Origin of the sequence: Paenibacillus melissococcoides, from assembly GCA_944800085.1 — a bacterium.
In the GTDB taxonomy this organism is placed as follows: Bacteria; Bacillota; Bacilli; order Paenibacillales; family Paenibacillaceae; genus Paenibacillus_B; species Paenibacillus_B melissococcoides.
This window is the reverse complement of sequence record CALYLO010000001.1, coordinates 322501-345240: the sequence shown is the minus strand read 5'-3', so window position 1 is coordinate 345240 and position 22740 is coordinate 322501. Positions and strand designations below refer to the sequence as shown.

Here is a 22740-nt window from a genome sequence, read left to right as displayed (position 1 = left end):
TCATCCCTCAGGGTGTCGCTGCGATGGGGATAGATACGTAACCGGCACTGAAAGGAAGGAGGAAGCAGCCGATGGGCGTCACGCTGAACTTGCGTCAGGCGATTATGGAGAAGGTGTCCAATAAGCCGGATAAAGATGTCATTGACATGATCGAAGGCTCTATCGATTATGATGAGCGGGCGCTTCCCGGTCTTGGCGTTCTGTTCGAGGTAATCTGGAAGGAAAGCGACAGCGAGCTGCGTCAACAGATGGTGGATACGCTGCAGCATAAGCTGCATCAAGACGATCAACCCCGCGCCTGATGGAATGCAAAAACGCGGATCTGCCGGATTCACCGAGACGGATTCGTGTTTTTGCGCCGCTTTCTGGGACGACGCCTCCAACTTTTTATATAGAGGATTTAAAAATAGAGACTTTACTTTAACGCGGCGTCAAGCGTTACAATACATCTGAAAGGAGCTGGCCTATGAAAATTCAGGAAGCTGCCGATCGGCTCGGCTTGACGACGCGCGCGATCCGGTTTTATGAGCAGAAGGGCTTGCTGTCCCCGGCCAAGCAGGAGGACAACGGCTACCGCGTCTTCCGGGAGGAGGATATCGAGCGTCTGCGCATGATTGCCGCGCTGCGCGAGCTGAATCTGCCGCTCGATCAGATTCGCGAGTGTCTTGACGAGGCGCTGGAAGGGCGTCTGGCGGCGCTGCGCCCTTATCTTAATCAGCAAATGCAGCAGTTGGCCTTGCAGTATACGGAGCTGCAGCGTCTGCTGGGCATGCTGCGCCATTTATTGGACATGGAGGACAACGAACAGGAAGGGGACAAGATTGTGAGTCAACTGCATCATATCGGGGAACAGTCGCAGCGCTATGAGAAGCTGCGCGCGGAGTGGCGCGATCGTTGGAATTTCGACGCGCAGGCAAGCCGCTATGATGAAGCCGTAGCGAACAATACGGATTCCTTGCGGGTTCATGCCGATTACGACAGCATATTGGACCGGGTGACGCGGGAGGCTGGTCCCCGGCCGGGAGAGAGCGGCCTGGAGCTCGGCGTCGGCACGGGCAATCTGGCCGGACGCTTCCTTCGCGAAGGGGCGGCCATGACCGGCATCGACCAATCCGATGCGATGCTGGAGCAATGCCGCGGGAAATACCCGGCCATTCGCCTGCTGAAGGGCAATCTGATGGCCATTCCGCTGGCGGACCTAGCCTTTGATTTCATCGTGTCGACCTATGCGCTGCATCATCTGACCGATGATCAGAAGGAGATTGCCTTCGAGGAGATGGGACGGCTGCTCCGCCCCGGCGGACGGATCGTCATCGCCGATCTGATGTTCACGGATAACGAGCACCGTACCGCATTCCTTGACGAGTTGAACGGCCGCGGCGACAAGGCCTCCGTCGAGGCGGTGCTCGATGAGTACTTCGCCGACCGTTCCCGGCTCATCCGCTGGCTGGAGCAGCACCGCTATGAGGTGAGAGCCGAGCAGTTGAATCATCTTATGCACCTGCTCGTCATTCGCAAGCCATGACACGGGAATACAGCACTTATCCGCTTTTCAACAAAACCCCCTCATCATCACTGCATGAGGGGGTTCGCTTATTATTAACGCTTGGAATGCCAATCGGTTACGGCGCGGTCTCCAGGAAATTCAATTCCGGCATTTTGTCCATGGCGGTGCGCATTGCATATTCATTTTCGAACAAGGCGACGAAGTTGCCGGACTTGTCTTTGACGAGCTGCGAGTTAATGCGGAATTTGGACGGATCGATATTCGGCCCGGTCACCCATCTCGCGAATTGATACGGCAGCCTCATCAATTGCACGTCGACCCCGTACTCCGCCTTCATCCGGTACTCGAACACCTCGAACTGAAGCTGGCCGACGACGCCCAGTATCGTCTCCTCGAAGACGCTCGCGGAATGGAACACCTGAATCGTTCCCTCCTCGGTGAGCTGGTCGACGCCCTTCTGGTACTGCTTATGCTTGAGCGCGTTTTTGACCGTGACGCGAGCGAAGATTTCCGGGGAGAAGATCGGAAGCTCGTCGAACGTGACGGCCCCTCCCTGACTCAAGCTGTCCCCGATGCGGAAGATGCCCGGGTCGAAGAGCCCAATAATATCGCCCGGATAAGCTTCCGTTACGATATCCCGGTCCTGGGCGAGGAATTGCTGCGGCTGCGACAGCTTGATCTCTTTGCCGACGCGCACATGCTTGACGCTCATCCCCCGCTCGAACTTCCCGGAGCAAATGCGCAGGAACGCAATCCGGTCGCGGTGGGCCGGGTTCATGTTCGCCTGAATTTTGAACACGTAGCCCGTGAACTTCTCATTCGTCGGCTCGATAGGGCCTTCCGTCGATTGACGCGAAGCCGGCTTCGGCGCCAATTGGAGGAAGTTCTCGAGGAAGGTCTGCACGCCGAAGTTATTGATCGCGCTGCCGAAAAAGACCGGCGTCAGCTCGCCCCGCTTCACTTTCTCATAATCGAATTCGTCTCCGGCTACGTCCAGCAGCTCCAACTCCTCGCACAGCTGGTCATGCAGATGCTCTCCCGCGATATCCCGGATGACCGGATCGCGGTAATCGTCCACCTTCTGCACCTTGATGACGGAATGATCGTCGCCCTGGAACAGCTCCACCTGCTTCTTCATGCGGTCGTACACGCCGCAGAGCTGGCGTCCCATGCCGATCGGCCAGTTCATCGGCACCGAGCGGATGCCCAGCACCTGCTCGATCTCTTCCATCAGCTCGAACGGATTCCGTCCTTCGCGGTCCAGCTTGTTGATGAACGTGAAGATCGGGATGCCCCGCTTCGCGCAGACCTGGAATAGCTTGATCGTCTGGTTCTCGACGCCCTTCGCCACGTCGATCAGCATGACCGCGCTGTCGGCGGCCGTCAAGGTCCGGTACGTGTCCTCGCTGAAATCCTGATGGCCCGGGGTATCGAGGATATTTACCCGATGGCCGTTATAGTCGAACTGCATGACCGACGACGTAACCGAGATGCCGCGCTGCTTCTCGATTTCCATCCAGTCGCTCGTCGCATGCTTGCTCGCTTTACGGGCTTTGACCGTTCCCGCGAGGCGGATCGCTCCCCCGAACAGGAGCAGCTTCTCCGTCAAGGTCGTCTTCCCGGCATCCGGGTGGGAAATAATGGCGAACGTCCGGCGCTTCTCCACTTCTTGCTTCAATTCTTCGGATAATGATTTGCTCATTAGACATAGCCCTCTCATCTAAAATCACGTATTCGTTATTGTATCACAAAACAGGGATGCCCATAAATGGACAATGCACACATCTTTTGCGATCTCGGCAAAAATATTTTCATAGGAGCGCCAAACATAACATTTTCACGCCTGCTATATCAAATAAGCCGCCTGCATCCCCCTCTGCGGAGGCACGGGCGGCTTGTTCGCTTTTCTCATGCTGTTCTTCAATAACAATACTATCCCTTGCAATAATTCCTTACTGCTGATCGCTCAAGGCTCTCACGGCCAGCGTAACCGTCCGCTTCGTCCCGGAAGCCGCTTCCTCTTCGAGAATGACCCAGTTCGCGGCCAGCGCGGAGCGGAGCGCCTCCAGGTCCGCTTCAGACAGCGTCAGCCCGGTATATTTCCCTTCGCCCCGGGTGAAATCGACGCCTTCCTCGATGCCGAAGCGCGTTTCCAGCCATATTTTCAATCCGTTCATCGTATTGAACGTGATGCGGTAGCCTTCCGCTACGGCTTGTTCCAATGGTTCGCCATGCTCGGCGGCATACGTCAGAAAATCATCGTACGTATACCATTCCTCGTTCGCCTTCGTCAGCTCGCTGACATCGCCGGAACGAATGATGCTCAGCAGTTGCTCGTCCGTAAATCCTTTGCGCCGGGCGCGTTCCAGCAGAATCGCCGTATTTTGCGACAATCGCGCTTCATTCCCCATTGTCCATGCCTCCTTGTCGGAGCAACCGCATAAATCGGCCTCTCCCGCATATTTCCTTTATATCACATTTTCACGCTCCATTGATAGGCGGAACCGGTTATTTCTCTTCATATAAATGGCAAGCCGCAAAATGCCCCGGCGAGATCTCTTTCCACTCCGGCTCCTGCTGGCGGCACCGATCCGTGGCGAACGGACAGCGCGAAGCGAAGCGGCAGCCGGCCGCTCCCGCCAGCGGGCTCGGCAGATCGCCCTCCAGCATCGCCGCGGCGCCGCCGGCCGCACTCGGATCCGGCACCGGGATCGCCGCCAGCAGCGCCTGCGTATACGGATGGGCAGGATGATCGTACAATTCATCGCTCGGCGCCAGCTCGACCAGCTTGCCCAAGTACATAACCCCGATGCGGTCGGAAATATGGCGCACCATCGACAAATCATGCGCGATGAACAAGTAAGTCAATCCGAACTCCGCCTGCAGGTCCTCCAGCATATTGACCACCTGCGCCTGCACGGACACGTCCAAGGCCGAGATCGGCTCGTCGCACAGGATGAACTCCGGCTTGACGGACAAGGCCCGGGCGATGCTGATCCGCTGGCGCTGGCCGCCGCTGAATTCATGCGGATACCGTTCCGCATGCTCGGGCTTCAGCCCGACCTTGTTCAGCAGCTCCAGCACCGTCTCCCGCCGCTCCCCCTTCGTGCCGAAGCCGTGAATCTCCATCGGCTCGCTAATGAGCTGCGTCACGTTCATGCCCGGATTCAACGAGGAATACGGATCCTGGAAGATCGTCTGCATCCGCTTGCGGAACGGCTTCAGCTCCCGCTCGCTCAGGTGAGCCAGATCGGTGCCGTCGAACCGAATCTCGCCCGCGGTCACATCATACAAGCGGACGATGGAGCGGCCGGTCGTCGACTTGCCGCAGCCGGATTCGCCCACGAGCCCGAACGTCTCTCCGCGCCGAATCTGAAAGCTGACATCATCGACCGCCTTCAGCGTCTGCTTGTTTTTTCCGAACAGCCCTTTCGAGGTATAAAAATACTTTTTCAAGCCGCGCACATCCAGCAGCGTCTGATCCGGCTTACTCATGCTGCTCCACCTCCTCCGGTTTGGCCGCCTCCAGCGTAACGCCCGGCGCATCCTGCCGCAGCCAGCAGAGCGCGCGGTGGCCCGTCTCCGTCACGGCATAAGGCGGAAGCTGCCGGCATTGCTCCATCGCATGCGGACAGCGATCCTGGAACGGACAGCCCTCCGGCGGATGCAGCAGATTCGGGGGCGTGCCTTCAATGCTGTAGAGACGCTCCCGCTCCCCATTCGCGACCTTCGGAATCGAACGCAGCAGCCCTTGCGTATACGGATGCATCGGCCGCTCGAAAATATCATGGACCGTGCCCTCCTCCATAATGAGGCCGCCATACATGACGACGACACGGGTGCATACTTGAGCCACGACGCCCAGGTCATGGGTGATCAGCAGGATCGCCGTGTTCGTCGTATCCCGGAGCTGCTTCATCAGGCCGAGAATCTGGGCCTGGATGGTCACGTCCAGCGCCGTCGTCGGCTCGTCGGCGATAAGAATCTCCGGCTGGCAGGAGAGCGCCATGGCGATCATCGCCCGTTGGCGCATCCCGCCGCTGAATTCATGCGGATACTGATCGATCCGCTCCTCCGGCGAAGGGATGCCGACCTTGCGAAGCAGCCCGATCGCCTCGGCGTGGGCCGCCTGCTTGCTCAGCTTCTTATGCCGCTGCAGCACCTCGATGATCTGAGCCCCGACCTTGACGACCGGGTTCAAGGACGTCATCGGGTCCTGGAAAATCATCGCAATGCGGTTACCGCGAATCTGCCGCAGCCGCTTCTCCGGCAGCTCAAGCAGATTCTCGCCCCGATACAGGACTTCGCCGCCGCGGATGACGCCCGGAGGCGGAATCAGGCCCATAAGCGACTTGGCCGTCACGCTTTTGCCGCTTCCCGATTCGCCGACGATGCCGATGACCTCGCCCTCGCGCACATCGAAGCTGACGCCGCGGACGGACTGCACTTCGCCGTCCCGGGTCATGAACGATGTTCTCAATTGTCGGACGGACAGCAATTCAGTCATTGGTCCCACTCCCGTTCTCTGTGAATTCCATAGCCCTTCCCCATCTGTCTCCCCTCATTATCTCTTGTTCGCCTTCGGCTCGAATGCGACCCGGAACACGTCGCCCAGCACGTTGAAGGAGAGGACCGTCAGCAAGATGAACAAGCCCGGGAACAAGGCCAGATAAGGCGCTTCTCCGATAAATCCCTGCGCATTGTTCAGCATGCTGCCCCAGGACGAATTCGGCTGCTGGATGCCCAGGCCGAGGAAGCTGAGCGAAGATTCCATCAAGATCGCCGAGGCGATGTTGATCGTCGCGGCCACGATAATCGTAGACATAATATTGGGCACAATATGTTTCAAAATGATAGCCAGTGTGTTCTGACCCGAGACCCGGGCATAGAGCACGTATTCCCGCTCCTTGACCGACAGCGTCTCCGCCCGCACAATGCGGGCGATATTCATCCAGCTGAGCATCCCGATAATGAGAATAATCGTCGTAATGCCCGGCTTCAGATACGCATTCAGAATCAGCATTAAGAAAAAAGACGGAATCGACATCAAAATATCGACGATCCGCATCAGCATATTATCGATCCAGCCGCCAAAATATCCGCTCACCGTACCGACGGCGGTGCCGACGATCACGGCGATCGCCATCGCCAGGAAGCCGACGCTGAGCGAGACGCGCCCGCCGTACAGCGCCCGTGCCAAGTAATCGCGGCCGTAATCATCCGTGCCGAACCAATGCGCGGCGCTGGGCGGCAGCAGCCGCTCCGTCACGACGATCTTGTTCGGATCGTAAGGCACCAGGAAGGCGAGGATCGAGACGAGCGCAAAGACGGCAAGGAGAATGATCGCGGCGATGGCGGCCTTTTGCTCTTTCACTTGGGTAAGTACGTTACGCCATTTCATTCGGTTCATCACAATCACCTCATCGTCTTAATGCGCGGATCGACTACGCCGTACAGAACGTCCGCGGCCAGGTTCCCGATCACGAGCATAACCGACGAGAACATCGTTATCCCCATAATGACGGGATAATCCAAGGCGAACACGGCGGTAATCCCGAGCGAGCCCATGCCGGGCCAGGAGAATACCGACTCGGTAATGAACGCCCCGGCGATCAATTCCGGGAAGGACATCCCGAGAATCGTAATAATCGGGAGCAGCACATTTTTGAGCACATGGCGCCGCAGCACCGTGCCTTGCGTCGAGCCGTACGCATATTGAATCTGCACATAATCCTCTTCCAGCTGCGAGATCGTATTCGATCGGATATAGCGCATATAGACGGATACGTTCATGAAGCACAGCACCGTGCACGGCAGAATGCCATGCTTCAGCACATCCCACACCGAGTCGACGCCGATGGTCCGCATGCCCATGCTCGGCAGCCAATTGAGCTTGACGGCGAACAGATAGATCAGCATAATCCCGAACCAGAAGCTCGGGATCGAGATTCCGATATACGATACAAGCCCGAGCGCGCGATCGACCGGGCGGTTTTTCCGGGAAGCCGCGTACATGCTAAGCGGCACCGAGATAAGCAAAGACAACAAGAGAGCCGCCCCCATTAAGCCAATCGTAGCCGGAAGACGCTCCACAATAAGCGTCAGCACAGGCCGGTGACTGGTCAGGGAGTAGCCCAGGTTGCCCATGAACACATTTTTCAGCCAGATCCAATATTGCATATAGACCGGAAGGTTCAAGCCGAGACTTTCCCGTATCCGTTCCACGTCTTCCTTGTTCATATCGGGCGTCACGAATGAATTGACCGGATCTCCCGGAGCCAGCTTAATCAGCGCGAACGACACGATAGAAATAAAGAATAATAGCGGTATGGCTTGAAGAACGCGTCGCACGATATATTTCTGCACAAAGGTTCCCTCCGAAAGAGCGCTTGAAACGATAACGTTTCAAGCGCCCGCGAATTCTCGATTCAGTTCCCGCTACCTAATGACGATCGGTTCCGAGAGGTTACTTCATATAAATTTTGGACAAATCCTCGAACATGACAACCGGCTTCGGAACAGCTTCTTCCAACCCGCCGTAGCGCTTGTCTACTGCCACGATCGCTTTGCCGTACGCAATTGGGTACACGGTCATCTCGTCTGCGACGGTTTGCTGAATTTTCTTGTACAGCTCGCCGCGCTTCGTTTTGTCCATTTCGACGGCCGCCTGGTTCCAGAGGGCATCGAAGTCCGGATTTTTATAATGAGCATAGTTGTAAGCCGCGTCACTCATATAGAGCGATTTATATGCGTCCGGCTCGTAGCCCATAATATAGCCGCCGAACGAGATGTCATAGCTTGTATTGTTCATATCGAGCGACATATTGCCGAAGGCCGCGATATCAAGCGCCATCAGTTCCACGTCGATGCCGACTTCCTTCAATTGCTGCTGAATATACAGCGCTTTGCTGGTCTGCGGCTTGTTCGAGTTCACATACGCGAGACGCAGCTTCAGATTGCTGAAGCCGGCTTGCTGGAGCAGCTCCTTCGCTTTCTCCACATTGTAATCATAGGTGGCGACATCCGGCGTCTGATACAGCGTGTCCGGCGTGAAGATCGATGCGGCCGGTTCCGCGAATTCGGTCGAGCCGAAGGCCGCCGTAATCATTTCTTCCTTATTCAAGGCGTACGCGATGGCTTGGCGCACTTCCTTCTTCTTCATCACTTCGACGTTCTGGTTGAATACCATGTAGATAAGGCGTCCTTCCGGATACGTCACCAGATTGAATTTGCCGGTGTTGTCGAGCTTGGCATAGTCAACGGAGTCGATCATGCGCATTTGCAGCTCGCCGTTCTGCAGAGCCAGGTTGGCGGAGTTCGAATCCTTCGCCACGCGGTAGGTTACCGAATCCAGGTACGCCTTGCCCGCAAAATAATCGTCGAACCGTTCCAGCGTCACATATTCGCCTGCGCGGTATTCCTTGAATTTGAACGGGCCGGATCCGATAGGATGGTCGTTCTTGCCGCTCTTCTCCAGATCCGCTTCACCCTCGAATACATGCTTCGGAATCGGCTTGAAATTGGCCAACACGCCTTCGAACGAAGCCGATGGCTGCGGAAGCACGAACTCGACCGTCAGATCATCCACTTTTTTCGCCGTCAGCGGCTTGCCGTTGAATACATAGGTAGCCCGATCCGAGCTGTGCTGCTTCTCATCCAAAATGCTGTTCATCGTAAACACGACATCGTCCGCCGTCAACGGCTGCCCGTCATGCCATTTCAAGCCTTGGCGCAGCTTCAGCGTATACGTCAGCGAGTCCTCGGAAGGAGTCAGGCTTTCCGCCAGGACAAATTTCTTCTCGCCGTTGTCGATATGATATAAAGGAGCGAACAACGATTGGTTAATGGTCAAGGTTACCCGGTCCCCGGCATAGACCGGATTCATCACCCGCGGATCATCCTGAACCGCGATAATGATGCTGCCGCCGCTCTTCGGCTCTCCTCCCGTATCGGTGCCGGAAGCCGTATCCGGAGCCGGCGTCTGGCTGCCGCCGCAGGCGCTGACCACCGCAACGACTAGAGTTAATAAGAGTGCGAGCCATAACTTGTTGCGTTTCATGTCGATTCCCCCCGAAAATTGTAACACACTTTATATTTTATAGTATAACTGTCTTTTGAGAGAACACAATCTTTTTTTCCGAGTGATTTTATAGGAATATGATATTTTAATCTTGTAATCGGGGAAAGTTAGCAGGACCCGCAGCGCATATTTGCCTAAAAAAACTGTGCTCCCGCCGGGAGCACAGCCTTCTCCTATTGTTGAATTACTTATTCCATACGACCTGGCTTTCCTCTTGTCCGTTCACCGGCCACCACTGGAAGCCGTCCTCGGCCAACAGCTTGTCCGCTTGCTCCGGTCCCCAAGACCCTGCCGGATACAGGTGCAGATCTTCGCTGGATGCCTTCCAAGCCCCGGCGATCTTGTCTACGAACGACCAGGCGGACGCCACTTCATCCCAACGGGTGAAATATGTGGAGTCGCCGCGCGCCGCGTCGAAGATAAGCCGTTCATAGGCCTCCGGCGTATTGATGCCGACCATGCAGCTCTGGCAGAAATCCATCGCGAGCGGCTGCACGCCTGCGTCGGCCCCCGGCTTCTTGCCGTTGATTCTGACGTAGATGCCTTCCATCGGGTTCACCCGAATGACGAGCAGATTCGGTTCAAGCTTATGCTTTTGCGACAAATATACATTCGTCGGCATATTTTTGAACTCAACGACGACCTCGGTCGTTTTGACCGGAAGCCGCTTGCCGGTGCGAATATAGAAAGGAACGCCTGCCCAGCGGAAATTGTCCACAAAGAGACGGGCGGCGAAGTACGTTTCCGTGACGGAAGCCGGATTGACTTTCTCTTCTTCCCGGTAAGCCGGCAGCGGCATGCCGTTCAACGCGCCTGCCGCGTATTGGCCGCGCACGACATTGCGCTTCACTTCGTCGGCATTCGCGAATTGGCGGAGGGAGCGAAGCACTTTCACCTTCTCGTCGCGAATATCTTCCGGATGCAGCCGGCTTGGCGCTTCCATCGCGATCATCGTGAGCATCTGCAGCATATGGTTCTGGGCCATATCGCGCAGCGCTCCGGCATGATCGTAATAGCCGCCGCGCTCTTCGACGCCGACCGTCTCAGCCAGGGTAATCTGAATATTGGCGATGTGCTTATTGTTCCACAATGGCTCAAAGAAGGCATTCGCGAATCGAATCACCTCAATGTTCTGGACCATCTCTTTGCCCAAATAGTGATCGATGCGGTAAATCTCTTCTTCCTTGAACACTTGGCTCAATTCTTCGTTCAATTTTTGAGCCGACGGCAAATCATAGCCGAACGGCTTCTCGATGACCAGTCGATGCCAGCCTTCGCTGTCGAGCATTCCGCCGTCGCGCAGATTCATCGAGACGCTGCCGAACAGTTCAGGCGCCAGCGCCAAGTAGAACAGGCGGTTGCCCGGGATATGGAATTCCCGTTCAATATGCTCGGTCTGTACCCGTAATTCCTTGAAGCCGTCCACATTGTTGATGTCAAGCGGTTTATATTCGAAATGCTTCGCGAAGCGGCTCCAAACTTCATCATTCGGAATCGGATAACGACAAAATTCTTCAATGGACGCGCGCACATCATCGCGAAACTCATCATTCGTACGTCCACGGCGGGCCAAGCCGATGACAGCAAACCGCTCACCTAATTTGCCTTCGTGATATAAGCTGTAAATGGCAGGAAACAATTTGCGGCGTGCCAAATCACCGGTCGCACCGAATATAAAGAAGACGGCGCCTTCAGCCAGTTGGGATTCTTGGTTATGCATCACAGTCATCTCTCTCCATCATCCTTACACTCTGTTATAGACTTGACATCACACATTTCGAATGTGATGACATTTTAGCATACTTGTCAGATTGACGCCACGGGTTAGCGAAAAAGGTCGAATCAATATTCCCCCGCAATCAGCGGCGTGCCAAAGGAGAGCCGCGTCTCTCCCCGTTCCCGATCTTCATGCGCCGCAACCTGGAGATTGGCCTGCCGCCCCTTCATGGCGACGCCGGCTCCCATATAGTCCGTCTCATACGTTATGCTGATCGTGCGATCGTCCTCATACCGGTCGAGCGGCACGGCTGTCCCCCATTCCTCCAACGCCTGCTCCGCCGCGGCGAAGCCTTCGGTCAAGGAAGCCCCTGTTGCCGTGCGGACGGTCGCGTTCCAATCGGACCCGATTCCCGCCTGTCCAAGCTGGCGCAGCAGCCGCTCCGCTTCCTCCGCCGAGCGCACCATGCCTCCTTTGGCCTCCGCAGACAACTTGACCGTGTAGTAAACGCGCCCGTCGTTCTCCTGGAACAACAGCACATCTCCTTGATAGGGTGCCGTATTATACGCCCCGCGATACACTTCCCTTCCCCGCTCCTGCCTGGGCTCGAGGGCGGTTGCAATCCCCGCTTCCCGCCGCCAGCGCTCTGCCTCGGCCGGAAGCCCGTCCTCGGCGGGAAAGCTGCCTTGGACCATTATCGTGGAGCTGAACTTCCGCTCGCCGCTCAGCTCTGCCAGCACCCACAGCATTTGCAGCCGCTTCGCCACTTCTGACGGGGCAATCGGGGATGGCGCCGGCTTCCAGGCGTCGCTGCTCCAGGCGACAGCGACAGCGCCGCACAGCGCCAACAGAAGCAATCCAATGGCCGGAGTCTTCGTTCTGCGAACCAGTCTCACCGTATCCGTCTCCTTTTTCGTATGGATAATAAATTCACCGATAGAGAGCACTCTCCATGCTGCAAAATTAGGCGCTTCTCTCCTAGGTCAATGTCCATGCGCCAATGTCCTCCAATGAATAGACTGATGACAGAACATTCCCGCTATAGAAGGAGGTATGTAACGTGATTCCTATTCCATTGGATGAAGAAGTCATCCGATCGCATTGCGGGCGGATCGTATGTGCCGTTACCCATGATGGCCGCCGGTTCATCGGGCGCCTCAGCCTTTGCCGGGACGGCAAAATCATTCTGAACGAAGAAGAAGTTCCCGAAGAGGTACAACCAATTATTGAGGAAGAATGCGAACCCAAGAAAAAGCGGCGCAAGCGGCGGGTCAAACGCGTCAAGCGGCCATGCAAGCCTGTGAAGCGTCCCTGCAAGCCATGCAGCGGGAAGAAGGGCAGCGTAACGTCGGTTCAACCATACGGAGCCTTTCCAGCTTCGTATCCGGCCCCGCATCCGGGCGTGTATAGCCGCGGCCGGATTGAACTGGACCTATCGCTTATCGCTCTCTTGTTTCTTGTGCTCATCTAACACTGATTCTGCTTTTCCTCCCCGAATTCCTGCCGCTCCGCATCGAGTTGTTGCCGGACAACGCGTCCGCCGGGGCTTCACGCACGCCCATCATGCAGACAGAACCGGGTATCGGCACCCGGTTCTTTTTTCGCGCTTCATTGGCGTTTCCTATTCGGTTGTATTCCGGCGCTCTCCGAGCCGGGCACAAAAAAACCCGGCCTGTCAGGTCGGGTCATTCGTTATTCAGCCAGGCCGTTCTTGTAAGCGTAAATGGCGGCTTGCGTGCGATCCTCCACGCCCAGCTTGGCCAGGATATTTGTGACGTGGAACTTTACGGTCTTGATTCCGATGAACAGGTCATCGGCGATATCTTGGTTGGACTTGCCTTGGGCAAGCAATCGCAGCACGTCCATTTCCCGGTCGGTCAACTGTTCATGCGCGGCTTGCGTCGGCTTCGGCTGGCGGAAACGGTTCATCATTTTCGATGCGACCTGCGATTCGAGAACGGATTGTCCCCGAGCGGCCGCCCGGATAGCTTCGGCAATTTCCGATGCGCGCGACGTTTTGAGCAGGTAGCTGAATGCCCCCGCTTCAATGACAGGGTACATTTTCTCGTCATCCAAGTAACTGGTCAGGACAATGACCTTGCAGTCGGGATACAGGCTCAGCAGCTTGCGCGTCGTCTCAATGCCGTCCATCCCCTCCATCACCAGATCCATCAGCACGACATCCGGCTTGTACTCTTGCGCCAAGCGGATTCCTTCTTCGCCGTTGCTCGCCTCGCCAACGACTTCGATGCCATCCTCGGTGCTCAATACGGCCGCCAATCCGATGCGCACCATCTCATGGTCATCTACGAGCAGTACTTTGATATCTGTGTCCATATCAGGCATCTTCACCTCCTGGGCCATCGCTGCCCTCTTCGTCCTTCAGCCCGCTCTCTTCATTGACAACGGGGACGCGTATTTCAATGCGGGTTCCTTTGTTCGGCGCCGTAATGAACTGCACCGAGCCCCCGATCTCATTGATTCGCTCCTGCATCGTGCGCAAACCGTAGCTCGCTTGCTTCTTGTCATCCCATTCGAAGCCGACGCCATTATCGCGAATGAATAAACGCACGTAATCGCCCCGGTCCTGAAGCTTGATTTCCATGCGAGTCGCCTTGGAATGGCGGAGCGTATTCGATAACGCTTCCTGCACGATGCGAAATAAATGATTCTCGACGCCCTTCAGCAGCGTAATATGCTCGTCCATCTCATATTGAATCTGAATGGGCACCTTCGCTTCAAGCTCCCGAATCAGTTCGGCCACACCTTGGGTAAGGCCCTTGCCTTCCAGATGAACCGGCCGGAGATGGAGCAGCAACGCTCTCATTTCCGATTGAGCGACCGAGGCCATTTCCTCGATCAGCTCCACCTGCCTCACCGCTCGCTCAAAATCTTTGTCCACCGTCCGCCGCACGGCCGTCGCCGTCATCGAGATGGCGAATAATTGTTGGCTCACGGCGTCATGCAGCTCCCGCGCCAAGCGTTGACGCTCTTCCATAATGGCCGATATCCGGGCCTGTTCGGCCAACTGGGCGTTATTGGTGGACAACCGCTGCAGCGAGGTCACCTGTTCCTCCCAGCGCTTGCTTACCCTGCCCAATTGTTCGGCCAATTGGCCGATCTCGTCGTCCCCCAGGTCCGGCATCGGCCGGGACAGATTGCCCTTCTCCAAGAGCAGCATCGATTCGCGCAGCAGCTCAACCCGCCGTTTCATGCGAAAACCTTGGAAAAAACCGAAAATCGCCGCAATAATCGCTACGACGATCGAGACAGACAGCGTCGATTTTACGCCGGCCATCCAGGTTTCGAACGGTTTGACATATCCATAGGATTGCATTAAATAAACGATGACGAAAAACAGGACAAAGGAAAGGAGAAGCGTCTCGCCCATCAAGCGCACAACCATATTTTTCGTCTGTTTCTTCGGTTCCATTGCCGGCTTGCATCTCCTTTCTGCAGCATCTTCTCCGCATTACGCGTGCAATCGGATATCAATATCTCCTACGATGTAAGAGATACGGAGTTTCACCCGCTGCTCCGATCGTTCATAATTCGGCGAAGTATAGGTCCATTTGTTGAGCAAGCCGGTCTCACGGTGCTGGCCCGCATTGATCTGTCCGAACAGGACAGAAGCTTCCACGGTGACTCCGATATCGTCAGGAATCGAAATATCCATATCTCCGAGCACGCCTTGGAACAAGAGCGTCGTCTCGGGCTCATCCATCATCGCGAGCGACAAGTCGATATCGCTTTCTCCGATGACATGCCACAAGCTCTGGCTGCGCAAATGGAACGGCTCCCGATCCCATTTCAGATTCGCTGTCAGATCGGGACGCTTCTGCATCCATTCATACTTTTGTTCATGGCGGGTCCGAGAATAAAAAATACCGAGCGATATGAGTATAATGCCGACAAACAGCATCAGATGCTCCAACAAGAGGATAGCTCCCCCGATACCAAGCAAAGTATAGCCAAGACGAAGCTCCTCCGATCTTACTTTGCTAATGCCGAGGTACAGCATGAACAGGGCGACAAAAGTTCCGAAGCTAATCCATTTGCCAATAAGAATGAACAGTCCTGCGATAATGAGCAAATATGCTAGTATACGATTGTTCCCCTTTATCATGGCGCACCTCCTGTCGCTCAGATTCAATAGATATTGTGCCGAATAACCTCACAACGAAACTTAACGGCGATGCGGGGGCATCGCCGTAAGCTCCTTAGTTAGCATATCATAACCGCGTCCAAGTCCCAAGAGGTTATTCGCTGCGGTTTAATTTTTGTTTCAAAGCTTCCAATTGCTCATCGACTTTCATTTGCTTCTCTACATCAACCGGCGGTTGGTAGGTTGTGGCGGCATATCCGCCGTACGGTACACGAATGACTTCCGCTTCCGCTTCAAGCTGCATAATCTTCTCTTCCATGCGTTGGAAGCCGCGGGAGGCTTCGCCCGATTCGATGCTGTGCACGCTTGTAATGGAAGCCATTTGCTTGCGGGCTTTGGCCATTTGGGCGCGAGCTGCCAGTTCGTTGCGCTTGTTTCGCAGCTTGTAGAACTCGTCCTTCATCGAATGCAGCTGCTGCATCAGCTCGTCGGCTTGCGCTTTCGCTTGGGCATGCAGTTCGGCATATTCGGTAACTTTTTGATCGAAGTACAATTTTTCTTCCAAGTATTTGCGGGCCGCATCTTCATGACCCGATACGAGTGCGCGCTCTGCTTGGGCTTCGCGGTCGGCTACCATCCGAATCGCTTCGTCATAGCGATGCTTGATGCGGCGCTCGCTGGCCATTTGCTTCGCTACCGTCACTTCGGCTTCGCGAATCTCCTGCTCCATGTCGCGCAGGTATTGGTTCAGCATAACTACCGGATCTTCCACCTTGTCCAACATTTCATGAATCGACGCTTTCGTCATATCTTTAATTCGTTTGAATACTCCCATTTTACTTATCCCCTTTCTCGTATTTCGCGATTTTCTCGCGAAGTTCTTGAAGTTCTTTGCGCATTGCTTTTCTTTCAATATCATCCATCATCGAATCGATGGAGGAATCATATTGAGTTTTGCTTCCGTTATTCGGCTTCGTTCCGTAGGATCCAAAGCTGCTGTAATCGTTCCGGCCGTTGTTGTATCCGTTGTAGCCATTGTACCCTCCGCCGGAGTAGCCGCCGTCATTACCGTAATATCCGTTCGAATTCTGATACGGTCCGCCGTAATTATACGGTCCGTATGTCGTAAATGGCTCTTTCGGAACCACAAGCGCTACGATGAAATAGACGGGTATCAGGGAGAATGCCGTGAAGAACACGCCCAGGACGAACAGTACGCGCAGCAGCGTTGCATCCATATTCAACCATTCAGCGATTCCGCCGAGTACACCGCAGAACTTCCGGTCACGAACCGAACGGTACAATTTTTTGTTCATGGTTCATGTCACTCCTTCGCAGTGTCCAATTTCTTGCGCAGACGTTCCATCTCGCGCTGCAGTGCAATGTCTCTTTCGGGATTGCCGCCGCCGTAAGGCGAGGTCCCGCTGGCGCGGCGCACCTCTTGAAGGCTTGTATTTTCCCACTCCATGTCGGATACGCGATCCTCCAGGCGGCGGAACATGCCGTCCACCTGCCCGTATCCGTATTGGCCGAAGCGCTGGTTCATTTGCTGCTGAAGCCGTATGTTCTGCATGCGAGCGAAGTAATACTGCCGCTTGTCGTAGACGGTCTGATACTCGCTCTTTAATATGTTCAGCTGTTCCTCCAGCTCCAGAATGGCCTGCTTGCTTCTATTGTAGAGATCCTCGTATTGCCGCGCCTTCTCGTCATGCATCAATTTTTCCTGGAGCGCGATTTTGGCGGCGAACTCCTCTCCCGCCTTCAAGGCCAGCATCGCTTGCTGCTCGCGGCGCTCTCGCATTTCATTGGCTTGGTTCATCTGATGTCTCATCTGATTCGCATGCACGACATACTGTTGATATAAGCGGTCCGCTTCGGCGATGTCCTGCCGAGTGCGCATCAGGAATTGGTCGATTAACCGGACCGGGTCTTCCGCTTTGTCCAGCCGCTCATTGAGCGTCGCCAGTGTAATGTCGCGAACCCTTTTCAAAATATTGCTCATGCCTCTCTGTCCCTCCTTCATCCAAATACGTTGCTGCCGGCTGTTCAGTAATGATGGCCGCTTCGTTTGTTATTCAGCATGGAGATACCGAACACAATCATTCCGATGGCGATGAAAATGCCGATGAGCCAGAATAGCTTGCCGATTAATGTGATGGAACCCAATATGATGAAGATCCATCCGAAGAACGAATTCCCTGCCTTGACTCCATAATAACCGAGCACAATCAGCAGAATCGGGAACAAGTAGCCAAACCAGCTTCCCAAGTGAACCCCAAATTTGCTGAGCAGGATGAATGCTCCCAATGCTATCAAAATAATAGCGAACGAGTTGCCTTTTTTCATTTGCATTCGGTTTGTCACCACCTTTCATTGTGCCTTGCTTATGTCTTTATTTTAGGAGATTCCCCTTTTCTTCAAAACAGGCTGGGGGCGGTTTTTCGTACTGGACTCAGGTCGGGGGGACAGACCGTCCCAAGGTCAACCGGCACTGGACTGGAGGGAAGGGAAATTGAAACTCCATGTTTGCTTTAGCGTATATATATTCATAAGAAGCTTTCCGAATTATCAGGCCTGGTTCTGGCAGGCGAGAGGAGCAATGCCATGGAAACGTTATTTTGGGGTCTGTTCATCTTCGGTATTTTATATTCCATTGTTACCTTGATATTCGGGGAAATATTAAGCCATGCTTTCGATGCGGTTTTCGGAGACGGGCTGCCTTTCTTGCAGCCGACGGTGCTCGTGAGCGGCCTGACGGCTTTCGGCGCACTCGGCATTCTGCTGAACCGCTATACGGCTTGGCAATCCACGCTCATTCTGGTCGTCGCTATCGCCGGCGCGCTCGTCGTCTGCCTTCTAATGTATTTCCTCTATATTCGCCCGATGCACAATACAGAGAGCTCTACCGGCTTCTCCATTCAGGACCTGGTGGGCAAAGTCGGAGAAGTCAGCATTTCGATTCCTTCCGTCGGATACGGGGAAGTGACCTTGCGGATCGGAGCCGGCTTGACGAATCAAATCGCCGCTTCCTTCGACAAAGACAACATCCCTGCCGGAACGACCGTTGTCGTCATCAACGTCGTTGAAGACACGTTGTATGTATCCCCTCTTACCCAAGAAATGCTCAGCCTCCAACAGAACTGATTAAGTTGTATGCGCAAGACTCACGGTTTCACTACAAATTTACATAGAAAAGGGAGCTGTATGCCATGGAATTCAATGAAGCGATCATGGTGCCGGTGATTGTAATCGGCGTCATCCTCGTGCTGGGCCTCGCATTCTGGGCCCGCTACAAGACGGTCAGCTCGGATGAGGCGATGATCGTGACCGGGACGTATCTCGGTTCCAAAAATGTCAGCGCCGATGAAACGGGGCGCAAGATGAAAATTGTCCGGGGAGGCGGCGCATTTATTTTGCCGGTGTTTCAACAGTCGCAATTCTTGTCCTTATTATCTCATAAGCTTGATGTAACGACACCGGAAGTATATACCGAACAAGGCGTTCCCGTTATGACCGACGCCGTCGCGATTATCAAGGTCGGCAGCTCGGTTGAAGATATCGCCACCGCAGCCGAACAATTCCTCGGCAAGCCGACGGATGCGCTGAAGAGCGAAGCGCAGGAAGTCTTGGAAGGCCATCTGCGGGCCATCCTCGGATCGATGACCGTCGAGGAAGTATACCGCAACCGCGACCGGTTCGCGCAGGAAGTGCAGGCCGTCGCCGCCAAAGACCTGAAGAAGATGGGACTACAGATCGTCTCCTTCACGATCAAAGACGTGCGTGACAAGCACGGGTACTTGGATGCGCTCGGGAAGCCGCGGATTGCGGCGGTGAAGCGCGACGCGGAGATTGCGGAAGCCGAAGCGATGAGAGACTCGCGCATTCAGAAAGCAAATGCCGAGGAGCAAGGGATGAAGGCCGAACTGCTGCGCGATACGAATATCGCCGAAGCGGCCAAAGAAAAGGAATTGAAGGTCGCTTCTTTTAAAAAGGAGCAGGATATGGCCCGGGCGGAAGCCGACCAGGCTTATTACGTGCAAGAAGCCCGTTCCAAGCAAAGCGTCGTCGAGGAGCAAATGCGGGTTGAACTCGTTCGGAAAGAGCGGGAAATCGACCTGGAAGCCAAAGAAATTTTGCGCCGCGAGAAGCAGTATGACGCCGAAGTGAAGAAGAAAGCGGACGCGGAGCGCTACGCGGTCGTTCAGTCCGCGGAAGCAGATAAATCCAAGAAAGTGCTTGAAGCCGATGCGATGCAGTATCGGATCGAGGCGGAAGCGAAGGCCATGGCAGAGCAGAAGCGTCTCGCCGGCTTGGCGGAAGCGGACGCCGAACGAGCACGAGGAACCGCGGAAGCTGAAGTCATCCGGCTGCGCGGTCTGGCGGAAGCCGAAGCGAAGCAGAAGCTCGCCGAAGCGTTCGAGAAGTTCGGCGAAGCCGCGGTGCTCGATATCGTCATGAAGATGCTGCCTGAGTTGGCCGGCAAGATTGCTGAGCCGCTGCAGCAGATCGATAAGCTGACGGTCGTCGATACCGGCAATGGAGAAGGGGCGGCCCGTGTCAGCAACTATGTAACGGAACTGATGGCGACGGCCCCGCAGATGTTGAAGGATGTATCCGGACTGGATGTCGAGAAAATGATTCAGCGCCTGACGAATGGATCGGGTTCGGCACAGCCGAAGCGTTCCCCAGTTCCAACGGAAGCTCCATCCGCAGTATCAGGAGGCACCGAGCTGCCGAAGGCAGAATAAACCGGTTATTGCACGAATAGAACATCTATCCTCTATACAGTATAATAAAAGAGCCTTGCCGTGATTGTTAGGGCAAGGCTTCTTGTTCTATCTAGGTTGTCCTCTGCCGGGTTGCTCGGCCCAGTGTCTGGATATCATTTGTACGCCGTCATCACCGTAAACCGTCCTTCATCACTTTCAGAGAGCCGATTACAGCCATAGTATGTATTCTCCCCTCAAGGGACAGGACGAGCAAGGTAGGGCTTTAACGCCTGCGGTTCAACGCTATCTGCTATTTTTTAGATAAACAAAAAACACCCTTCAGGTGTCTTGGTGTTAAAACTGGTGCCGGTGAGAGGACTCGAACCTCCACGGTTTCCCTCACGATTTTGAGTCGCGCGCGTCTGCCATTCCGCCACACCGGCATATGAAGTTAATCTGGCGTGCCCTAAGAGATTCGAACTCCTGACCTTTTGATTCGTAGTCAAACGCTCTATCCGGCTGAGCTAAGGGCACATATCATCCAGAAAAAAAATAACTTGGAGGCGCCACCCAGATTCGAACTGGGGAATAAAGCTTTTGCAGAGCTTTGCCTTACCACTTGGCTATGGCGCCATCTGGAGCGGACAACGGGATTCGAACCCGCGACCCTCGCCTTGGCAAGGCGATACTCTACCACTGAGCTATGTCCGCGTAAATGGCTGGGGATATAGGATTCGAACCTATGCATGACGGAGTCAAAGTCCGTTGCCTTACCGCTTGGCTAATCCCCAAAGGTATGGGGCGATCGAGGGGAATCGAACCCCCGAGTGTCGGAGCCACAATCCGATGCGTTAACCACTTCGCCACGACCGCCACATTATGCAATTGTTAGATTGGCAGGGGCAGCAGGAATTGAACCCACACTAACGGTTTTGGAGACCGCTGTTCTACCTTTAAACTATGCCCCTATGTATGGTGGAGGATGATGGATTCGAACCACCGAACCCGTACGGGAACAGATTTACAGTCTGCTGCGTTTGGCCACTTCGCTAATCCTCCACGATGGTGCCGGCGATAGGAGTCGAACCCACGACCTACTGATTACAAGTCAGCCGCTCTACCAACTGAGCTACACCGGCACAAGCCTCTTATGGTGGCTCGGGACGGAATCGAACCGCCGACACGAGGATTTTCAGTCCTCTGCTCTACCGACTGAGCTACCGAGCCTAATAATGTTAAGCATAATGGCGGAGCTGACGGGATTCGAACCCGCGTTCTCCTGCGTGACAGGCAGGCATGTTAGGCCTCTACACCACAGCTCCAGATTGGTTGCGGGGACAGGATTTGAACCTGCGACCTTCGGGTTATGAGCCCGACGAGCTACCGAACTGCTCCACCCCGCGATATATGGTGGACGCTGACGGGATCGAACCGCCGACCCTCTGCTTGTAAGGCAGATGCTCTCCCAGCTGAGCTAAGCGTCCATATTGTAGCGACTAATATATCTTAACAGATTGTCAGGGTTAATTTCAACCCTCAATTTTTACCAGTCGCAAGTCATAATTGGTGACCAGTACGGGATTCGAACCCGTGTTACCGCCGTGAAAGGGCGGTGTCTTAACCGCTTGACCAACGGGCCATAACTGGCGGAGAGAGAGGGATTCGAACCCTCGAGACGCTTGTGACGCCTACACGATTTCCAATCGTGCTCCTTCGGCCAAACTCGGACATCTCTCCATGGCTCCCCGAACAGGACTCGAACCTGTGACAACTCGGTTAACAGCCGAGTGCTCTACCGACTGAGCTATCAGGGAATATATAAGGTTTGCACCTTAAAAACTGAATGCGAAAGCAAAAATCATCAAATCATCTTAGTTAGGATAAGCCCTCGACCGATTAGTATTGGTCAGCTCCATGCATTGCTGCACTTCCACCTCCAACCTATCTACCTCGTCGTCTTCAAGGGGTCTTACCAATGCGGGAAATCTCATCTTGAGGGGGGCTTCACGCTTAGATGCTTTCAGCGCTTATCCCTTCCGTACTTGGCTACCCAGCTATGCCTCTGGCGAGACAACTGGTACACCAGCGGTACGTCCATCCCGGTCCTCTCGTACTAAGGACAGCTCCTCTCAAATTTCCTACGCCCGCGACAGATAGGGACCGAACTGTCTCACGACGTTCTGAACCCAGCTCGCGTACCGCTTTAATGGGCGAACAGCCCAACCCTTGGGACCTACTTCAGCCCCAGGATGCGATGAGCCGACATCGAGGTGCCAAACCTCCCCGTCGATGTGGACTCTTGGGGGAGATAAGCCTGTTATCCCCAGGGTAGCTTTTATCCGTTGAGCGATGGCCCTTCCATGCGGTACCACCGGATCACTAAGCCCGACTTTCGTCCCTGCTCGACTTGTAGGTCTCGCAGTCAAGCTCCCTTCTGCCTTTGCACTCTTCGAATGATTTCCAACCATTCTGAGGGAACCTTGGGGCGCCTCCGTTACTCTTTAGGAGGCGACCGCCCCAGTCAAACTGCCCGCCTGACACTGTCCCCGAACCGGCTTCACGGTCCCAGGTTAGAACTCCGATACGATCAGGGTGGTATCCCAACGGCGCCTCCACCGAAGC

The 22740-nt window shown here is 55.0% G+C and carries 21 protein-coding genes, 16 tRNA genes and 1 rRNA gene (1 of these 38 only partly in view); 5 read left to right on the top strand and 33 right to left on the bottom strand.

Annotated features, from left to right (window positions below):
• The first annotated feature begins 71 nt into the window (after window positions 1-71).
• Together sspI and OCY70_RS01650 are read left to right on the top strand one after the other, a co-directional pair.
• Entirely contained in the window at window positions 72-302 is a 231-nt protein-coding gene (gene sspI, locus OCY70_RS01655; protein ID WP_213426520.1) for a small acid-soluble spore protein SspI, read from the top strand.
• Window positions 303-466: 164 nt separating this feature from the next.
• The gene (locus OCY70_RS01650; RefSeq protein WP_213426521.1) at window positions 467-1525 is read left to right on the top strand and encodes a MerR family transcriptional regulator; all 1059 of its coding nucleotides are present in this window, start codon (window positions 467-469) and stop codon (window positions 1523-1525) included.
• A 97-nt stretch (window positions 1526-1622) separates the two neighbouring features.
• Here the strand turns inward: OCY70_RS01650 and OCY70_RS01645 are convergent, their stop codons facing one another.
• From OCY70_RS01645 to OCY70_RS01605, 9 genes are all read right to left on the bottom strand, one after another.
• Window positions 1623-3209, bottom strand: coding sequence for a peptide chain release factor 3 (locus OCY70_RS01645; RefSeq protein WP_168179866.1), 1587 nt, complete (start codon window positions 3207-3209; stop codon window positions 1623-1625).
• 250 nt (window positions 3210-3459) lie between these two features.
• Entirely contained in the window at window positions 3460-3918 is a 459-nt protein-coding gene (locus OCY70_RS01640) for a hypothetical protein (protein WP_213426522.1), read from the bottom strand.
• Between the two features lie 97 nt (window positions 3919-4015).
• Window positions 4016-5002: an ABC transporter ATP-binding protein gene (locus tag OCY70_RS01635; protein ID WP_213426523.1), complete on the bottom strand. Its 987-nt coding sequence runs from the start codon at window positions 5000-5002 to the stop codon at window positions 4016-4018.
• Window positions 4995-6014 carry an ABC transporter ATP-binding protein gene (locus tag OCY70_RS01630; protein WP_213426524.1) on the bottom strand — a complete coding sequence of 340 codons (1020 nt, stop codon included), beginning with the start codon at window positions 6012-6014 and terminating at the stop codon, window positions 4995-4997. Before OCY70_RS01630 ends, OCY70_RS01635 begins: the two co-directional genes overlap by 8 nt.
• A gap of 57 nt (window positions 6015-6071) precedes the next feature.
• Complete coding sequence (locus OCY70_RS01625) at window positions 6072-6917, bottom strand: ABC transporter permease (RefSeq protein WP_213426525.1); 846 nt, start codon at window positions 6915-6917, stop codon at window positions 6072-6074.
• A gap of 5 nt (window positions 6918-6922) precedes the next feature.
• Window positions 6923-7873: an ABC transporter permease gene (locus OCY70_RS01620; protein WP_213426526.1), complete on the bottom strand. Its 951-nt coding sequence runs from the start codon at window positions 7871-7873 to the stop codon at window positions 6923-6925.
• A 100-nt stretch (window positions 7874-7973) separates the two neighbouring features.
• Window positions 7974-9566 carry an ABC transporter substrate-binding protein gene (locus tag OCY70_RS01615; RefSeq protein ID WP_213426527.1) on the bottom strand — a complete coding sequence of 531 codons (1593 nt, stop codon included), beginning with the start codon at window positions 9564-9566 and terminating at the stop codon, window positions 7974-7976.
• 205 nt (window positions 9567-9771) lie between these two features.
• Entirely contained in the window at window positions 9772-11316 is a 1545-nt protein-coding gene (gene zwf, locus OCY70_RS01610) for a glucose-6-phosphate dehydrogenase (protein WP_213426528.1), read from the bottom strand.
• Between the two features lie 113 nt (window positions 11317-11429).
• Window positions 11430-12200: a YwmB family TATA-box binding protein gene (locus tag OCY70_RS01605; protein ID WP_213426529.1), complete on the bottom strand. Its 771-nt coding sequence runs from the start codon at window positions 12198-12200 to the stop codon at window positions 11430-11432.
• A 164-nt stretch (window positions 12201-12364) separates the two neighbouring features.
• On the opposite strand from OCY70_RS01605, the gene OCY70_RS01600 reads away from it, so the two are divergent.
• On the top strand, window positions 12365-12775 hold the full coding sequence (locus OCY70_RS01600) for a hypothetical protein (protein WP_213426530.1): 411 nt from the start codon (window positions 12365-12367) through the stop codon (window positions 12773-12775).
• A gap of 221 nt (window positions 12776-12996) precedes the next feature.
• On the opposite strand, the gene OCY70_RS01595 is transcribed toward OCY70_RS01600, so the two are convergent.
• The 7 genes from OCY70_RS01595 to OCY70_RS01565 all read right to left on the bottom strand — a co-directional run bounded on the left by OCY70_RS01595 (window position 12997) and on the right by OCY70_RS01565 (window position 17761).
• Complete coding sequence (locus OCY70_RS01595; RefSeq protein ID WP_168182228.1) at window positions 12997-13641, bottom strand: response regulator transcription factor; 645 nt, start codon at window positions 13639-13641, stop codon at window positions 12997-12999.
• A gap of 1 nt (window position 13642) precedes the next feature.
• A complete protein-coding gene (locus OCY70_RS01590) occupies window positions 13643-14737 on the bottom strand; it encodes a sensor histidine kinase (protein ID WP_213426531.1) in 1095 nt (364 codons plus the stop codon).
• Window positions 14738-14776: 39 nt separating this feature from the next.
• The gene (liaF, locus tag OCY70_RS01585; RefSeq protein WP_213426532.1) at window positions 14777-15430 is read right to left on the bottom strand and encodes a cell wall-active antibiotics response protein LiaF; all 654 of its coding nucleotides are present in this window, start codon (window positions 15428-15430) and stop codon (window positions 14777-14779) included.
• 133 nt (window positions 15431-15563) lie between these two features.
• A complete protein-coding gene (locus OCY70_RS01580; protein WP_168182225.1) occupies window positions 15564-16244 on the bottom strand; it encodes a PspA/IM30 family protein in 681 nt (226 codons plus the stop codon).
• A gap of 1 nt (window position 16245) precedes the next feature.
• Entirely contained in the window at window positions 16246-16725 is a 480-nt protein-coding gene (locus tag OCY70_RS01575; RefSeq protein WP_213426533.1) for a PspC domain-containing protein, read from the bottom strand.
• A gap of 8 nt (window positions 16726-16733) precedes the next feature.
• Window positions 16734-17411 carry a PspA/IM30 family protein gene (locus OCY70_RS01570; protein ID WP_213426534.1) on the bottom strand — a complete coding sequence of 226 codons (678 nt, stop codon included), beginning with the start codon at window positions 17409-17411 and terminating at the stop codon, window positions 16734-16736.
• 44 nt (window positions 17412-17455) lie between these two features.
• The gene (locus tag OCY70_RS01565) at window positions 17456-17761 is read right to left on the bottom strand and encodes a LiaF transmembrane domain-containing protein (RefSeq protein WP_213426535.1); all 306 of its coding nucleotides are present in this window, start codon (window positions 17759-17761) and stop codon (window positions 17456-17458) included.
• A 252-nt stretch (window positions 17762-18013) separates the two neighbouring features.
• Between OCY70_RS01565 and OCY70_RS01560 the strand changes: the two genes are divergently transcribed.
• Together OCY70_RS01560 and OCY70_RS01555 are read left to right on the top strand one after the other, a co-directional pair.
• On the top strand, window positions 18014-18553 hold the full coding sequence (locus OCY70_RS01560; protein WP_213426536.1) for a protease: 540 nt from the start codon (window positions 18014-18016) through the stop codon (window positions 18551-18553).
• 65 nt (window positions 18554-18618) lie between these two features.
• Window positions 18619-20157: a flotillin family protein gene (locus OCY70_RS01555; RefSeq protein WP_213426537.1), complete on the top strand. Its 1539-nt coding sequence runs from the start codon at window positions 18619-18621 to the stop codon at window positions 20155-20157.
• A 322-nt stretch (window positions 20158-20479) separates the two neighbouring features.
• Here OCY70_RS01555 and OCY70_RS01550 read toward each other — a convergent pair.
• The 17 genes from OCY70_RS01550 to OCY70_RS01470 form a co-directional block, all read right to left on the bottom strand.
• Window positions 20480-20561 (bottom strand) — tRNA-Leu (locus OCY70_RS01550).
• 14 nt (window positions 20562-20575) lie between these two features.
• Window positions 20576-20652 (bottom strand) — tRNA-Arg (locus OCY70_RS01545).
• Window positions 20653-20676: 24 nt separating this feature from the next.
• A tRNA-Cys gene (locus OCY70_RS01540) sits at window positions 20677-20751 on the bottom strand.
• A 3-nt stretch (window positions 20752-20754) separates the two neighbouring features.
• Window positions 20755-20829 (bottom strand) — tRNA-Gly (locus OCY70_RS01535).
• A gap of 5 nt (window positions 20830-20834) precedes the next feature.
• Window positions 20835-20909: transfer RNA gene (locus OCY70_RS01530), tRNA-Gln, on the bottom strand.
• Between the two features lie 6 nt (window positions 20910-20915).
• Window positions 20916-20991, bottom strand: a tRNA-His gene (locus OCY70_RS01525).
• Window positions 20992-21012: 21 nt separating this feature from the next.
• Window positions 21013-21086: transfer RNA gene (locus tag OCY70_RS01520), tRNA-Trp, on the bottom strand.
• Window positions 21087-21091: 5 nt separating this feature from the next.
• Window positions 21092-21177 (bottom strand) — tRNA-Tyr (locus OCY70_RS01515).
• Window positions 21178-21181: 4 nt separating this feature from the next.
• A tRNA-Thr gene (locus tag OCY70_RS01510) sits at window positions 21182-21257 on the bottom strand.
• Between the two features lie 12 nt (window positions 21258-21269).
• Window positions 21270-21345: transfer RNA gene (locus OCY70_RS01505), tRNA-Phe, on the bottom strand.
• A gap of 18 nt (window positions 21346-21363) precedes the next feature.
• Window positions 21364-21440: transfer RNA gene (locus OCY70_RS01500), tRNA-Asp, on the bottom strand.
• Window positions 21441-21444: 4 nt separating this feature from the next.
• A tRNA-Met gene (locus OCY70_RS01495) sits at window positions 21445-21521 on the bottom strand.
• Window positions 21522-21526: 5 nt separating this feature from the next.
• Window positions 21527-21602: transfer RNA gene (locus OCY70_RS01490), tRNA-Val, on the bottom strand.
• Between the two features lie 80 nt (window positions 21603-21682).
• Window positions 21683-21757, bottom strand: a tRNA-Glu gene (locus tag OCY70_RS01485).
• 5 nt (window positions 21758-21762) lie between these two features.
• Window positions 21763-21855, bottom strand: a tRNA-Ser gene (locus OCY70_RS01480).
• Window position 21856: 1 nt separating this feature from the next.
• A tRNA-Asn gene (locus OCY70_RS01475) sits at window positions 21857-21932 on the bottom strand.
• A gap of 62 nt (window positions 21933-21994) precedes the next feature.
• Window positions 21995-22740 (bottom strand): 23S ribosomal RNA (locus OCY70_RS01470); it runs 2180 nt beyond the window's last position.

What these genes read in the sequence shown, in the direction of transcription:
- OCY70_RS01590 (WP_213426531.1), bottom strand. Translation starts at nt 14,737, where the DNA reads ATGGAACCGAAGAAACAGACGAAAAATATGGTTGTGCGCTTGATGGGC.
- OCY70_RS01580 (WP_168182225.1), bottom strand. Translation starts at nt 16,244, where the DNA reads ATGGGAGTATTCAAACGAATTAAAGATATGACGAAAGCGTCGATTCAT.
- OCY70_RS01575 (WP_213426533.1), bottom strand. Translation starts at nt 16,725, where the DNA reads ATGAACAAAAAATTGTACCGTTCGGTTCGTGACCGGAAGTTCTGCGGT.
- OCY70_RS01565 (WP_213426535.1), bottom strand. Translation starts at nt 17,761, where the DNA reads ATGCAAATGAAAAAAGGCAACTCGTTCGCTATTATTTTGATAGCATTG.
- OCY70_RS01650 (WP_213426521.1), top strand. Translation starts at nt 467, where the DNA reads ATGAAAATTCAGGAAGCTGCCGATCGGCTCGGCTTGACGACGCGCGCG.
- OCY70_RS01560 (WP_213426536.1), top strand. Translation starts at nt 18,014, where the DNA reads ATGGAAACGTTATTTTGGGGTCTGTTCATCTTCGGTATTTTATATTCC.
- OCY70_RS01645 (WP_168179866.1), bottom strand. Translation starts at nt 3,209, where the DNA reads ATGAGCAAATCATTATCCGAAGAATTGAAGCAAGAAGTGGAGAAGCGC.
- OCY70_RS01630 (WP_213426524.1), bottom strand. Translation starts at nt 6,014, where the DNA reads ATGACTGAATTGCTGTCCGTCCGACAATTGAGAACATCGTTCATGACC.
- liaF (WP_213426532.1), bottom strand. Translation starts at nt 15,430, where the DNA reads ATGATAAAGGGGAACAATCGTATACTAGCATATTTGCTCATTATCGCA.
- OCY70_RS01570 (WP_213426534.1), bottom strand. Translation starts at nt 17,411, where the DNA reads ATGAGCAATATTTTGAAAAGGGTTCGCGACATTACACTGGCGACGCTC.
- OCY70_RS01625 (WP_213426525.1), bottom strand. Translation starts at nt 6,917, where the DNA reads ATGAACCGAATGAAATGGCGTAACGTACTTACCCAAGTGAAAGAGCAA.
- OCY70_RS01640 (WP_213426522.1), bottom strand. Translation starts at nt 3,918, where the DNA reads ATGGGGAATGAAGCGCGATTGTCGCAAAATACGGCGATTCTGCTGGAA.
- OCY70_RS01615 (WP_213426527.1), bottom strand. Translation starts at nt 9,566, where the DNA reads ATGAAACGCAACAAGTTATGGCTCGCACTCTTATTAACTCTAGTCGTT.
- OCY70_RS01555 (WP_213426537.1), top strand. Translation starts at nt 18,619, where the DNA reads ATGGAATTCAATGAAGCGATCATGGTGCCGGTGATTGTAATCGGCGTC.
- sspI (WP_213426520.1), top strand. Translation starts at nt 72, where the DNA reads ATGGGCGTCACGCTGAACTTGCGTCAGGCGATTATGGAGAAGGTGTCC.
- zwf (WP_213426528.1), bottom strand. Translation starts at nt 11,316, where the DNA reads ATGACTGTGATGCATAACCAAGAATCCCAACTGGCTGAAGGCGCCGTC.
- OCY70_RS01635 (WP_213426523.1), bottom strand. Translation starts at nt 5,002, where the DNA reads ATGAGTAAGCCGGATCAGACGCTGCTGGATGTGCGCGGCTTGAAAAAG.
- OCY70_RS01595 (WP_168182228.1), bottom strand. Translation starts at nt 13,641, where the DNA reads ATGGACACAGATATCAAAGTACTGCTCGTAGATGACCATGAGATGGTG.